11 protein-coding genes are annotated in these 13,719 nt (G+C 74.5%); 5 read left to right on the forward strand and 6 right to left on the reverse strand.

What is annotated here, in order from left to right:
- Positions 1 to 34: 34 nt before the first annotated feature.
- From GA0070215_RS00300 to rocD, 3 genes are all read left to right on the forward strand, one after another.
- Positions 35 to 937, forward strand: a complete 903-nt coding sequence (locus GA0070215_RS00300) for a DUF4190 domain-containing protein (protein ID WP_091040817.1) — start codon at positions 35 to 37, stop codon at positions 935 to 937.
- 284 nt (positions 938 to 1,221) lie between these two features.
- Entirely contained in the window at positions 1,222 to 2,037 is an 816-nt protein-coding gene (ddaH, locus tag GA0070215_RS00305) for a dimethylargininase (protein ID WP_026267741.1), read from the forward strand.
- Positions 2,037 to 3,251 carry an ornithine--oxo-acid transaminase gene (gene rocD, locus GA0070215_RS00310; RefSeq protein WP_208600265.1) on the forward strand — a complete coding sequence of 405 codons (1,215 nt, stop codon included), beginning with the start codon at positions 2,037 to 2,039 and terminating at the stop codon, positions 3,249 to 3,251. The genes ddaH and rocD overlap by 1 nt, the downstream gene beginning before the upstream one ends.
- 79 nt (positions 3,252 to 3,330) lie before the next feature.
- Here the strand turns inward: rocD and GA0070215_RS00315 are convergent, their stop codons facing one another.
- On the reverse strand, positions 3,331 to 4,479 hold the full coding sequence (locus GA0070215_RS00315) for an FHA domain-containing protein (protein WP_091041315.1): 1,149 nt from the start codon (positions 4,477 to 4,479) through the stop codon (positions 3,331 to 3,333).
- A gap of 219 nt (positions 4,480 to 4,698) precedes the next feature.
- Here GA0070215_RS00315 and GA0070215_RS00320 point away from each other — a divergent pair, with 219 nt between their 5' ends.
- Positions 4,699 to 5,463 (forward strand): hypothetical protein, encoded by a 765-nt coding sequence (locus GA0070215_RS00320; RefSeq protein ID WP_091040818.1) that lies wholly within the window; start codon positions 4,699 to 4,701, stop codon positions 5,461 to 5,463.
- A gap of 49 nt (positions 5,464 to 5,512) precedes the next feature.
- On the opposite strand, the gene GA0070215_RS00325 is transcribed toward GA0070215_RS00320, so the two are convergent.
- Positions 5,513 to 6,565: a fatty acid desaturase family protein gene (locus GA0070215_RS00325; RefSeq protein ID WP_091040820.1), complete on the reverse strand. Its 1,053-nt coding sequence runs from the start codon at positions 6,563 to 6,565 to the stop codon at positions 5,513 to 5,515.
- A gap of 248 nt (positions 6,566 to 6,813) precedes the next feature.
- Between GA0070215_RS00325 and GA0070215_RS00330 the strand changes: the two genes are divergently transcribed.
- A complete protein-coding gene (locus GA0070215_RS00330) occupies positions 6,814 to 7,629 on the forward strand; it encodes an SDR family NAD(P)-dependent oxidoreductase (RefSeq protein WP_279616525.1) in 816 nt (271 codons plus the stop codon).
- Positions 7,630 to 7,871: 242 nt separating this feature from the next.
- Here GA0070215_RS00330 and GA0070215_RS00335 read toward each other — a convergent pair whose 3' ends face one another.
- The 4 genes from GA0070215_RS00335 to GA0070215_RS00350 are packed head-to-tail and all read right to left on the reverse strand — an operon-like array spanning position 7,872 to position 13,544.
- On the reverse strand, positions 7,872 to 11,261 hold the full coding sequence (locus GA0070215_RS00335) for an SCO7613 C-terminal domain-containing membrane protein (protein ID WP_091040823.1): 3,390 nt from the start codon (positions 11,259 to 11,261) through the stop codon (positions 7,872 to 7,874).
- Positions 11,262 to 11,308: 47 nt separating this feature from the next.
- A complete protein-coding gene (gene cutA / locus GA0070215_RS00340) occupies positions 11,309 to 11,629 on the reverse strand; it encodes a divalent-cation tolerance protein CutA (protein ID WP_013288324.1) in 321 nt (106 codons plus the stop codon).
- 55 nt (positions 11,630 to 11,684) lie between these two features.
- A complete protein-coding gene (locus tag GA0070215_RS00345) occupies positions 11,685 to 12,710 on the reverse strand; it encodes a 1-acyl-sn-glycerol-3-phosphate acyltransferase (RefSeq protein WP_091040826.1) in 1,026 nt (341 codons plus the stop codon).
- A complete protein-coding gene (locus tag GA0070215_RS00350) occupies positions 12,711 to 13,544 on the reverse strand; it encodes a patatin-like phospholipase family protein (RefSeq protein ID WP_018784812.1) in 834 nt (277 codons plus the stop codon).
- Positions 13,545 to 13,719: the final 175 nt, after the last annotated feature.

Genomic DNA, 13,719 nt, shown 5'->3' on the forward strand with positions numbered 1-13,719 from the left:
CGCGGCCTCCGCGCCTGGATCAGGAGGTGCCATCGTGAAGATCCTGTCCCGCCGGAACACCCCGGCGACCAGTACCGATACCAACGGCGACGGCGTGGTCGACGAGCGCGACCGGACCGCCGAGCAGCCGGCCGGCCGGCCCGTGGTCACCGACCGCGACGAGGAGCGGACCACGTACCGCAGCGCCGCCACCGCCACCGACGACGAGCGCGCCCGGGAAGCGGCGGCCGACCGGGACGCCCGCGACAGCGGCGCGGCGGTGGCGACCGACGGCCGGACGGCGGCCACCGCCCCCGACGGCCGGACCGCCGCCACGACGACCGACGGCCTCGTTGCGGCCGACGACGAGCGGGACGCGGAGGCCCGGCGACGGGCGGCGGACCGCGGCGCGGCGGCGCGCGCGGTCACCGGCCGCCGGGTCGACGCCGACACGCGGACCGCTCCGGTGACCGACGCCCGCACCGTGGGCGCGGCGCCCGCTGCCGAGCGCACCGTGGACCTGGACCGCGACGGCCGTCCGGACCACACCGACCTCGACCGGGACGGCCGGCCCGACGGTACGGACGCCGACCGCGACGGCCGGGTGGACCGGCCGGAGCCGTACACCACAAAGCGTCCCCGGGCCAGCCTGCTCGCCACGCTCGGCCTGATCGTCTCGGTGGTCGGGGCGCTGTTCGTGCTATCCGGCACGCTCGCCGGGTACGGCATCGGCGTCGGCGCGGCCGGTGCCGTGCTGGCGGTGCTGGGCCTGATCGCGACCCGTCGGCGGCACGTGGCGGGCAAGACCGACGCGCTGATCGGTATCGCGGTCGGTCTGGCCGCCGTGGTGCTCGGCATCGTGGCGATGACCGGCCAGTTCGACTGGCCGACCACCGACGGCGACTGGGTGGGCCGGTTCCGCGAGTGGCTCGACTCACAGTTTGGCAGCTGGTTCTGACGGGCACTGTCCCGATCGCCGGCAGCTCCGGGGCCCGATCAGTTCTGGTGGTTCACCGGCCGGGCGACACCTCTTTCGGGGGCGGCGGTTCGCCGCCCCCGAAGTGTGTCCGGCGTCGGCGCAATGATCACTCGCCGCTGACCGATTCAACGCAACGATTAGCTGCCGAACGCAACTTCCGGTGGTGGATGTCGTCTACCCGGGCCGCATAACGTTGGAGCACGGCGCCAGCCCGTGGGCCGACCGTGGCCGGGCGCGCCCGACCCTGGGAGCACGACATGACGATGGACGCCATCCGCCAGCGCTTTCTGATGTGCCGGCCGACGTACTTCGCCGTCGACTACGCGATCAACCCGTGGATGGACCCGACCGCCCCGGTCGACGCCGACCTGGCGATCCGGCAGTGGGAGCAGCTTCGGCGCACGTACCTCGACCTGGGCCACGAGGTCGACCTGATCGAGCCGGTCGCCGGCCTGCCGGACATGGTCTTCGCCGCGAACGGCGGCACCGTGATCGACGGCAAGGCCATGGCGGTGCAGTTCCGCGACCCGCAGCGCGCCGACGAGGCGCCCGCGTACCGGGCCTGGTTCGAGGGCGCCGGCTTCGAGCTGTACGACCCGAAGCACGTCAACGAGGGCGAGGGCGACGTCCTGCTGGCCGGTGACCACCTGCTCGCCGGCACCGGGTTCCGCACCGCGCACGCCTCCCACGCCCAGCTCCAGGAGGTCTTCGGCTACCCGGTGATCACCATGCAGCTGGTGGACCCCCGCTTCTACCACCTGGACACCGCGCTGACGGTGCTCGACGAGCGCACCGTGGCGTACCTGCCGGAGGCGTTCTCCCCCGGCAGCCGGGCGGTGCTGCGCCGGCTGTTCCCGGACGCGATCCACGCCACCATGGCCGACGCCGAGGTGCTGGGCCTGAACGCGGTCGGCGACGGCCGGCACGTGGTGCTGCCCGCGCAGGCCACCGACCTGGCCGCGAAGCTGCGCGACCGGGGCTACGAGACCATCGGGATCGACCTGTCCGAGCTGCGCAAGGCCGGCGGCGGACCGAAGTGCTGCACGTTGCGACTCCGTCAGGGAAAGGCGAGCAAGTGATCATCGACGACATGCTCCGGACTCCGTCCGCGGTCCGGGACGCGGAGCGTCACACGGCGCACAACTACCACCCGCTGCCCGTGGTGATCTCGTCGGCCGAGGGCGCCTGGCTGACCGACGTGGACGGCCGCCGCTACCTGGACTGCCTGGCGGGATACTCGGCGCTGAACTTCGGCCACCGGCACCCGAAGCTGATCGAGGCCGCGCACGCGCAGCTCGACCGGCTCACGCTGACCAGCCGCGCGTTCGTGCACGACCAGTTCGCCGACTTCTGCCGCGAGCTGGCCGCGCTCTGCGGAAAGGACCTCGTGCTGCCGATGAACACCGGCGCCGAGGCGGTGGAGACCGGCATCAAGGTCGCCCGCAAGTGGGGCTACCAGGTCAAGGGCGTCGCCCCGGGCCAGGCCAACATCGTGGTGGCGGAAGGCAACTTCCACGGCCGTACGACCACGATCGTCAGCTTCTCCACCGACTCCGACGCGCGCGCCGACTTCGGGCCGTACACACCGGGTTTCACCGTGGTCCCCTACGGCGACCTGGACGCGCTGACCGAGGCGATCGACGAGAACACGGTCGCGGTGCTGCTGGAGCCGATCCAGGGTGAGCAGGGCGTCGTGGTGCCGCCGGAGGGCTACCTGCCGGGCGTGCGCCGGGTCTGCACCGAGCGCAACGTGCTGTTCGTCGCCGACGAGATCCAGTCGGGCCTGGGGCGTACCGGCGCGACGTTCGCCTGCGAGCACGAGGGCGTCGAGCCGGACATGTACCTGCTGGGCAAGGCGCTCGGCGGCGGCATCGTGCCGGTGTCGGCGGTGGCCGCGAACCGGGACGTGCTGGGTGTGCTCCAGCCGGGCCAGCACGGCTCGACGTTCGGCGGCAACCCGCTGGCCTGCGCGGTCGCGACCGAGGTGGTCCGGCTGCTCGCCACCGGCGAGTTCCAGCGCCGCTCGGCCGAGCTGGGCGAGCGGCTGCACGCCGGGCTGCGCGGCCTGATCGGCAAGGGCCTGGTGGCGGTACGCGGGCGCGGGCTGTGGGCCGGGCTGGACATCGACCCGGAGCTGATGACCGGCCGGCAGGCGTGCGAGCGGCTGATGGAGCGGGGTGTGCTCGCCAAGGACACGCACGGCTCGACCATCCGGCTCGCCCCGCCGCTGGTGATCACCGAGGAGGAGATCGACCACGCGGTGGCGCAGCTCGCCGCCGTGCTGGCCGACTGAGGCGTACGCGACGCGGCTGAGGCCGTACGCGAGGAAGGCGCCGGGACCGCGACGGTCCCGGCGCCTTCGCACGTGCCCGTCACTGACGCGGCAGTCGCATCGCCATGGTCGGCGCCTCGGCCATCACCGAGTTCGGGGCGTACTTCGTGTCGCTGCTCATGTCGTCGGCGCGGCCCACCTGCACGCCCGGGTACAGCTCGATCAGATCGCTCCCGGCGAGCACCCGGGACTGCTGCGGCGCCAGCGCGATCCGCTCGTGCTCGGCCATCGAGCCGCCGGGGCGCACGCCGGAGCCGTTGGTGCTGGTGTCGGTGGCCACCACCTCGCCCGCCCGCAGCTCCAGCATGATGTGGCTGCGGCTGATCCAGCGCCGGGCCTCGTCGTTGAGCCACTGGCCGAGCGTCACCGCGCCCGGGCCGTCCGGCGCCCGGCCGATCGCCACCGGTTCGGTCTCGGTGAGCACGAACCGCTTGCGGACCAGGCCGCCGATGCGCACGGCGAGCACCGCGGTACGCGGGCGCGGGCCGGCGTCGGAGAGCCGTGCGCCGTGCCGGGGGCAGGTCGGCGCGCTGGTACGCAGCGTGGGCGGCGGCTGCTCGGCCGGTACCCGGTCCACGGCGGCCAGGTCGGCGAAGGCGCCGCCGCCCCCACCGCCGCCGAACAGCGCGCAGCCCGGCTCGGGGCAGCGCCACTTCCGGGAGAGCACCTTGACCCCGGCCGGCGATCGGCTGCCGGTGGCCGGGTCCTGGCCGCCGCCGACGTGCGCGATGAAGACCGGCCCGCCGGCGCCGGGCACCGGGGCGAGCACCCGGCCCGCCTGCCCGATCCACGGGTACCGCCCGACGAGCCCGTCCAGCCGCGCCCGGGTGAGCACCGGCAGGCCGAGCAGGTCGGCCACCTCCAGCATCCGGTCACCGGGCTGGTCGAGCACCTCCACCAGGCCGTCGTCGGCCCACCGGCGCACCACCATCCGCTCGTTCGAGGTCAGGTCGGCGTCGGACAGCAGCGCCCGGTGCACGATCGCGTAGACCGGGACGCTGTCCTCGCCGATCTGCCGGGACAGCGCGTCGATCACCATGCCGAGCCGCAGCAGGCTGGCCGGACGCCCGCCGTCCAGGTTCTGCCAGCGGATCACCTCGGCCAGGTCGACCACGGCCCGGGCCAGCGACGGATCGGTGCAGACCCGACCCTCGATGGCGTCGAGCACCTTGCTGATCTCGAATCTCATGCCGCAGCTCCGCACGATGTCGTCCCGTGACGCGGCCGATGGACCCGCCGCGCCGCGCGCCACCATCGGGGCGCGTCCTCCACCATGCGACGACCCTACCGGCCACCCCTGCCGGCGGCGTCGCCGCGGACTGCGGAAAGGGCGCACGCCACCGGGCCGGCGCCGCTACATTGACCGTCCGGCCCCGGTGGGGGCCCTTCTCGCGGAGGACCATCATTGATGACGAAACGACGGCTGGCGACCACGGGGGTCGCGCTCGTCGCGGTGCTCGGCCTCGGTCTGACCGGATGCGGGGACCGTCCCGGCACGGACGCGCCAGCCGAACGGGCCGCCGCTGCGGGCTCCACGAGCCCGGCGACGACGCCGCGTGACGAACTGACCGCCGCCATCGAGAAGCTCAACGAGCAGACGCTGCGGGTCAAGCTGGACTCGGCCATGCTCACCGCGTACGGCGTGACCGACCCGCGGGCCCGCACCATGCAGACCACCCTGACGATGGCCGCCTTCGGTGAGGTGCGCATGCTGGTCATCGGCACCGACACCTGGGTCAAGTTCGACGGCGCGCTGGGCGAGCAGCTCGGCGGTTCCCGGAAGTGGCTGCGCATGGACACCGGTGACGGCGTGATGCCGGTGGACGACCCGGGCGGGGTCAAGAAGTTGCTCGCGGCAGTGGTCGACGTCCGCAGCTCGGGTGACCGGGCGTACGCCGGGACGCTCGACTACACGCGCAGCGGCGCCAACGGGAAGGCGCTCATGGCGGCGGGCGACAAGGCGAAGGCCCTGCCTTTCACCGCGACGCTGGACGAGCAGGGGCGCCTGCGCACCTTCAAGCTGGACATGACGCCCATCGACGCGTCGCTCGAGCAGATGTCTGTCACCTACTCCGAGTTCGGCACGCCGGTGCGGCTGAGCCCGCCCGCGCCCGGCGCGGTGGAGGAGGCACCCGCGGAGGTCGCCGCGGCCTTCTCGGGCACCCGGATCTGACCCGACGGCGGGCGGGGGGCCCACGGGCCCCCCGCCCGGCTCGCCCCGCTCAGGCCGCGCGCAGCGGGCGGCCCACGTCGTGCAGGTGCGCCAGTGCCTGCCGGTACGACTCGAACAGCCCGGTCTCCGCGTACGGGACGCCCTGCTCGGCGCAGTACGCCATGACCAGCGGCCGGGCCCGACGCAGGTTGGCGCGCGGCATGTTCGGGAACAGGTGGTGCTCGATCTGATAGTTGAGCCCGCCCAGCGCCAGGTCGACGAACCGGCCGCCGCGTACGTTGCGCGAGGTCAGCACCTGCTTGCGCAGGTAGTCCAGCTCGTGGTCGGCGCTCGGCATCGGCATGCCCTTGTGGTTCGGGGCGAACGAGCAGCCCATGTAGAGCCCCCACAAGCCCTGGTGCACGGCGACGAACAGCAGCGCCTTGGTCGGGGACATGACCGTGAACAGCAGACCGAGGTAGCCGGCGGCGTGCGCGGTGAGCAGCAGCGCCTCCACGGCGCGGTGCCGCATCGGCACCCGCCACCGCCCGTCCGGTTCCCGGCCGACGAGCGCCCGCACGCTCGCCACGTGCAGCGCCAGCCCTTCCAGCAGGAGCAGCGGGAAGAACAGCCACGCCTGGCGGCGGGCCATCCACCGGCTCAGGCCGCGCGTGGCAGTCGCCTGCTCGTACGTCCACACCAGCGCGCCCGCGCCGACGTCCGGGTCCTCGTCGGTGTGGTTCGGGTTGGCGTGGTGCCGGTTGTGCTTGTCCACCCACCAGCCGTAGCTGAGCCCGACCGCCAGGTTGCCGGCGACCAGTCCGGCCGCCTCGCTCGGGCCACGCCGGCGGAACATCTGCCGGTGGCCGCCGTCGTGGCCGAGGAACGCCACCTGCGTGGTCGCCACCGCCATCACCACCGCCAGCGGCACCTGCCACCACGAATCGCCGACGAGCGCCACCACGACCCAGCCGGCCAGGAACGCGCCGAGCGTGAGCACGATCCGGAGCGCGTACCGGCCGGGCCGCCGCTCGAACAGCCCCGCCTGGGCGATCCGGCGGGACAGCCGCGCGTAGTCGCTGCCCCGCCGTGCCGCGGGTTCCGTCGACGTGGAAGAAGTCATGTCGCCCCCGATGCCGCGAGCCACGCTCCGTACGCGACTCTCCGTCACCGATTATGGCGGTGATCGTCGCCCTGGGTAATCCCGCAAACCCCCGGCTCGGGGTGGTGCTGCCCCTACCCCTCCGGGCGGAAGCGGCACAAACGATCCTCGTCGCACCGCAGCGGGCCATGTCGCCAGTGGGCGCACCCCCTTTGACCAGCTAGTCTGTACGTAAAGATGAGTGCCATTCATCCGAACGACCAGGGTGCATGTCGCACGGTCGTCGACAGACGGGAGACAGCACGGTGCGTGGATTGACAGACAAGGTGGTACTGGTGACGGGGGGCGGCTTCAGCCCCGACCAGGTCGGCTCCGGACTCGGCATGTTCATGTGCGTCGAGCTGGCCGCCGAGGGCGCGAAGGTGGTCGTCTCCGACCTCTCCCTGGAACGCGCCGAGGCGACGGTCACGCGCGTCAAGGAAGCCGGCGGCGACGCGGTGGCGGTGGCGGCCGACGTCACCGACGAGGACTCGGTACGCGCCATGGTGAGCGCCGCCCTCGACGCGTACGGGCGCATCGACGTGCTGGTGAACAACGCGGGTGTGTTCGGCGCGTACGTGCCGCTGCTGGAGATCGAGAACAAGCAGTGGGACCGCGTCATGGAGGTCGACCTGAAGGGGGTCTTCCTCGCGACCAAGGCCACGCTGCCGCACATGCTGGAGCGCGGCAAGGGTGTGGTCATCAACGTGTCGTCGGCGTCCGGCGTGGTCGCCAGCGAGGTCGGCGCGGAGTACACCACCGCCAAGCACGGCGTCATCGGGCTCACCAAGCAGATCGCCTACGACTACGGCCACCAGGGCATCCGCGCGGTCGGCATCGGCCCTGGCGTGATCAAGACCGCCGCCTTCGAGGGCGCGGAGATCACCAGCGACTTCCCGTTCTACGACCTGACCATGCAGGCACCCGCCGGCCGGTACGGCGAGCCGCACGAGATCGCCCGCGCGGTCTGCTTCCTCGCCAGCGACGACGCGTCCTTCATCCACGGCCACACCATCCCGGTCGACGGCGGTTCGCCGATCAGGTGAGGCACGAGAGCGGTACCGAAGCAGGGTGGCGTGCCCGCTCAGGTGCCCCAGGCTCCAGGGCGGACGGAGCTGACCGCTCCGTCCGCCCTCAGATTCGGTGGACATGATGAGGGGCGCAACGTCGAGCTGCCCGCTCCCACGTCGCCTTCTGGCACATGGCCGCTTTCCGGATAGCTTCGTCCCAACTGAAGGTCTTGGCGCTCGTTGCCTGAATTGAACAGGGGCGGGCCTTTTTCGCCGTTTCAGCCGAGCCGGGCGACCGCCTCGCGCAGCCGGACCAGGTCGCGCCGGCGCCGCTCGTAGGTGGCGGCCAGCCCGATCAGCAGCAGCCCGCCGAGACCCAGGAAAACCCAGCGGGGCAGCAGGTCCCAGCCCCGGGCCAGCTCGTGCAGCGCCAGCGGCACCAGCGTGGCCGCACCCAGCACCACCGGCGCCCGCCAGCGTCGGGCCGCCCCGCCGAGCACGACGGCGAGCGCCGCCGCGCCGAGCGCCAGCCGCCGCCACGGCTGCGGCTCACCGGAGACCAGCACCGACACGAGGCTCGGCAGGAACGCCGCGGCGAGTCCCGGGCCGAGCGCCGGCCAACTGGTAAGCCCGGACCGCCGCCGCAGCGCCAGCAGCCCGGCGCCCAGGGCGAGCGCCGCCGCCGGCAGCGTGTACGCCTCCAGCACCACCACCCCGCCCGCCGCGAGCAGCAGCCAACCACCGACCAGCTCGCTGCCCGCGGCTACCGCGGCGAGCACACGACGCCCGGCCGGCGACTCACCCCGGCGCGGCACCCGGACCGCGACGGCCACGCCCCACAGCACGCAGACCGCCGCCGCGTACCGCAGCGAGCCGCCGGTGAGCAGCAGCGCGAGCAGCGCCACCGCCTGCGCCGCCGCCTCCAGCGCCCACGTGGATCCGGCGGGCCGGGCGACGCGCAGCAGCGGCGCCGCGTGCAGCGTCACCGCCGCCACGGCCAGGGCGGCGAACGCCGCGGTACGCAGCGGCAGCCCGGCCGCGAGCGGGGCGGTGACCGCGAACCCGGTCGCCGCTGTGACGGCACCCAGCCACCCCGCGATCCGGACCACCGCCGGCCGCCCGGCCGCCCCGGTGACGGCACCGGCCACCACCAGCGCCCCGAGCGCGGCGAGCGTCCCCGCCCGGGTGGCGAGCAGGCCACCGAACCCCGGTCCGGCCAGCACCGCCCCCAGCGGCACGAGTACCACCGGGCGTGCACGGGTGAGCGCGGCGGCCAGCAGTGCGGCCAGCCCGACGCCGAACGCCGCCGCCGGCACCACCGGCCACGGAGCACCGGCCGCAGCCGCCAGCACCGGCAGCGCGACCGCGCCGAACGGCAGCGCGGCGAGCCACCACGCCATGCGGCGATCCGTCGCGGCGTACGCGCCGGCGGCGGCGCTCAGGAGCAGCAGCACAAGCCCGGCGCGGGCGGTCTCGGCGGAGGCTTCCCCGGCAGCCGGCACCCCGGACCACGGCTGCACCGGCAGGTCCACGAGCACCGTCAGCACCACCGGCGCGACTGCGAGCAACGCCAGGACGGCCAGCGCGGCACCGGCTGCGCGCAGCGCGACCGGCGGCCGGGAGCCGGCCCCGGCGGCGAGCGCCAGCAGCACCCCCACCGCGGCGTACAGCGCCACCGGTTCCCCGCCCGGCACGGCGAGCGGACCGAGACCGACACCGGCGAGCGCCACGGCGAACCCCGTCGAGGCGTACCCGGTCAGCTCGGCCCACAGGCGACGGACGGTGCGGACGACGACGACCGGCACCACGACTGCGGCGGTCGCGCCGCGCAGCTGCCACCAGGCCGGCGCGCCGAGGCCGAGCAGCGTGACCGCCACGCCCGCCGGTACGGCGAGCAGCGCCACCGCGAGCGCCACGCCCCCGACGACCGGCTGCGCGCCCTGTCCACGCCGGCCCAGCGTGGCGAGCGTCGCGCCGAGCACCGCGGTGACGGCGAGCACGGCGACGGCGCCGGCCGGGGCGGCGCAGCCGACCAGCAGCGCGTGCCCGAGCAGCACCGCCCCGGCCGACGCGGTGACCGGCACGACGACCCGCCCCCCGCGTGGCCGGGCCACCGCCGCCAGCAGCAGCGCGGCGGCCGTCGCGAGGTCCACGACCAGCACCAGCGGCCACGGCGTCGCCGTCACGGCCGGCGCGGCGAGGGCGACCAGCCCGGCCGCCGCCACACCGGTGAGCGGCCGGACGGCCCGGGGCGTCAGCAGCGCGACCGCCCCGGCGGTCAGCAGCAGGGCCGCCGGAAGCTGCCAGCCCCAGGACGGCACCGGCACGTCCCGGCCGCCCTGCCAGGCCGGGAATCCGGCACTCGCGGTGGCCGCGCCGACCAGGACGGTGAGCACGACCGCGACCTGGCCCAGCGCGGCGGCCACGGCGAGCGCGCCCACGAGCGGGCCGGTCCGGATCGACGCCGGCAACGCCCGGACCGCACCGGCGAGCGCCGCCACCACCAGGCCCGCGGCGAGCAGCAGCAGACCCGGGCGCAGCTCGCCGACCGGCCGGACCAGCGCGACCGCGAGCACCGGCACCAGCAGACCGGCGGCCGTCGCGCGCCAGAGGCGGCCACCGGCGGCGAGCGCGCCGGCGACCAGCGCCAGCGCCACCACCAGCAGCGGGCCGCCGGCCAGCAGCGGCGTGCCCGCCGCGCGGCCGAGCGCCAGCGGCACCAGCGCGCAGCCGGCCGCCAGGACCAGCGCCACGCCGTGCCCGGTCCAGCCCAGCACCTGCCCGGTCACCAGCACCGTGCGCGTGCCGGAGGTACGGCGGCGCAACGCGATCACCAACGCGAGGTCGCCGAGCGCCACGGCGGTCAGCACCAGCGCCCAGCCGGCGGCGGTGGGCCGGAACGCGGCGGCAGCCAGCGGCAGCACCGGCTGCGCGAGCAGCCACGCCGCGAACCAGGGTGCGGTGAGGCGGCTGACCAGGCCGTACCCGGCCGCCACCGCGGCACCGATCGCCGTCACCAGCGCCGCGTACCGGCTGCCGGGCAGGCCGGTCACCCCGGCCAGGTCCACCGACCAGGCGGCGTACCCGTCCAGGACCACCAGGAGCAGCGCCACCGAGGCGAGCGTCTCGGCGGTGCCGCGCAGGCCGCGAGCCCGGGCGACGAGCGGCGCGACCAGGGCCAGTGCGGTGACGGCGAGCAGGATCAGCGCCCGGCCGGCCACCCCGAACGTGGCCCACGCGACGGCGGTGAACACCACGGCTGCGGTGCCGAGCAGCACTCCACCGAGGACGAACAGCAGACCCTGGACCGCGCGGGTGGAGGCCTCCGCGCCACCGGGGCGTACCGCGGGGGTGGGTGGAACCGGCACCGGCCGCGGCGGCATCGGCGCCGGGAGCGGCGCGGGACCGGCGGCGCTCGGCGCGGGGATCTCCTGTCGGATCCGGGCGGCCAGCGCCGCCCGCCGCTGCCGGGCCGTGACCAGCCGGCCGGACAGATCCTGGTACGCGAGCCGCGCCGCCTCGACGCGCGGCACCAGCTCGGTGATCTCCCGGTCCAGCCGGACCACCTCGGCGGCGGGCGGGTAGGGCGGACGGCCGCAGGCGCGGCATCCGGCGACGAGGTCGGCCGGGGTGCCGCAACCGGGGCAGGGGTAGCCGGTGTTCTCCACCCCGCCAGCTTCGTCAGCGGCGGGGCGGCCGGACAGAGTAGGAGTACCTAGGGCCGGGTCTGCTCGTGTACCCAGGCGGTGTAGCCGGGGTTCCCGCTGTCCTCCCGGCTGACCAGGATCTCCGGCACCTCGTACGGGTGGTTGGCGCGGAGCTGGTCGACCAGGGCGTCCACCCGGTCCGGCGCGGTCTTGAACCGCACCTGCCACTCGGCGGTGGTCTGGATCGCCGACTGCCACCAGTAGGTGCTGTCCACCGGGCCACCGACCTGGGCGCAGGCCGCGAGCCGGCCGGCGACGGCCGCGGCCGCCAGCACGTCCGCGACCCCGCGGGCGTCCACCACAGTCGTCACCACGCAGATCTGGTCCACCAGCGCACCCTACGCGGCGGACCTGAAGCCGCGCTGAACACACGCGGCGATTCGCTCAGGCGTCGTCGGCCGCGCCGTTGCGGTTGGCCGCGATCCAGGTGTCGATGCGGGCCCACCAGTCGAACAACCAGTCGATGCGTTCCTGTTCGCCGGCCGGGATCTCCTCCGGCGGCACCGACCAGAACCGCATCGCGATCCGCTTGTCCATCGGCAGCTCGCGCCACACGTCAGCGACGGTGAGCATCTGGTCCAGGCCGGTGTGGGCCACGAAGATCACCCCGGCGTCCGGCGCGGCGTCGAGCGCGGCGAGCAGCCCGCCCGGCTGCGGGGCGAGCACGTGCCGCATCCGTTCGGCGCGCCGGGCCATCCGTTCCAGGCCGAGCGACCGCAGCCGGTCGATCGCACGCAGCCGCCGCGACGGGGTGAAGTTGCCGCCCTCCGGGAAGATCACGAAGGCGTCGTCGTCGTCCAGGCCGGCGGCCAGGTGCCCGATCTGCCGCACCACCGAATCCCGGCCGTCCGGACCGGCCGCGATGAACCGGTTGGGCAACCGGTTGAGCAGCACGTCGATGGCCGGATCCCACTGGAGGGTCTCCTTCAGCACGATCCGGGGTTCCCGCTTGAACCAGTTCACCAGCGCGTGGATCAGGATGAACGAGTCGCCGGGCCCGGCGTGCCGGCAGACCACGAGTTCGGGACGGCCCGGCAGGGCGGTGTCCGGGTCGGTGCCGACCACGTCGATGCTCAGCCGCAGCGTCCACCGGGCCTGCCAGAACATGATCCGCAGGAACCAGCCGGCCAGGACGTAGTGGGCCCGCTGGAAGGCCGGCGCGCGTTTGTACGCGCCGAAGCCCGAGCCGAGCCAGAGCAGGAACAGGGCGAGCAGCGCGGCGGCGTCCCACACCAGGTAGACGGCGCCGATCCAGAGCAGCCGCAGCGGGCGCAGCCGTCCCGGCACCAGCGGGGACGCGGCGAGCGCCAGCAGTGCCCAGGCCGGCAGCGTGGCCACCACGAAGAAGGCGAGCAGCACCACGCCAGGGGCGAGCACCAGCCGGCGTAGCCAGCGGGGCGGCAGCGGCATTCAGCGCTCCAGCGCGGTGTCCAGGTATCGGCGGGAGGCAGTGTACGCCCGGCTGATCCGCCGTCCCACCGCCGCCGTGTCCCGGTACGCCCACGGGCTGTCGTCACGCGGCTCCAGCCCGCCGGTGGGCAGCACGTGCACCTCGACGTCCTCGGGCAGTGCCGCCATCTCCCGCGCGAACCGGTGCCGGCGCGCGATCTCGAACGCCACCTGGGCGATCTCCCAGGGGCGGCGCGGCGGGCTCAGCTCGCGTTCGATCCGGCCTACCTGGAGCACGAAGATCTGCTTCGCGCCGAGCAGCACCGCCTCGCCGACCGGGATCGAGTTGACCACCCCGCCGTCGATGTAGTGCTGGCCGTCGATCTTCGTCGGCGGCAGCAGCCCCGGCACCGAGGCGGACGCGAGCACCGCCGGCACCAGCGGTCCGGTGTGGAACCAGTGCTCGGCGGCACGCTCGATGTTCGCGGCGCAGCACCGGAACGGCACGGCCAGGTCGGCGAACGTGGTGTCCTCGCCCAGCGCGCTCTCCAGCAGGCGGTACAGCGGGCGGGGCGAGTGCAGGTGGGTACGGGCGGCGAACCGGCGCAACTGCCGGGCGACCGAGTCGCCGTACACCTCGCTGGCCTCGGGCGACGCCCAGAGCCGGACCAGCCGGTCGGTGACCGCCTCGGTCGGGTCGGCGGCGACCAGGGCGCCGTTGACCGCGCCGATCGACGTGCCCAGCACCATGTCGGGTGTGATCCGGGCGCGGAACAGGGCACGCAGCATGCCCACCTCGACCGCGCCGAGCACTCCCCCGCCGCCGAGCACGAACGCCACCGGACCCGCTGCCATGCCGTTCATCCTGGCACGTGGTCCACACCCGACCCGGTGGCCGCCCCGACCGGGACGGAGGGCGTCACGCGACGCCACCCTGGTTCTGACCCCGCGCGATCGTCAACGGGACGACCGTTGACATGTCAGACACATTCCCGCAACCTGATAGCGCTCCCGAGCCCAGGCAGGTGCG

It is taken from the genome of Micromonospora marina, from assembly GCF_900091565.1.
GTDB lineage: Bacteria > Actinomycetota > Actinomycetes > Mycobacteriales > Micromonosporaceae > Micromonospora > Micromonospora marina.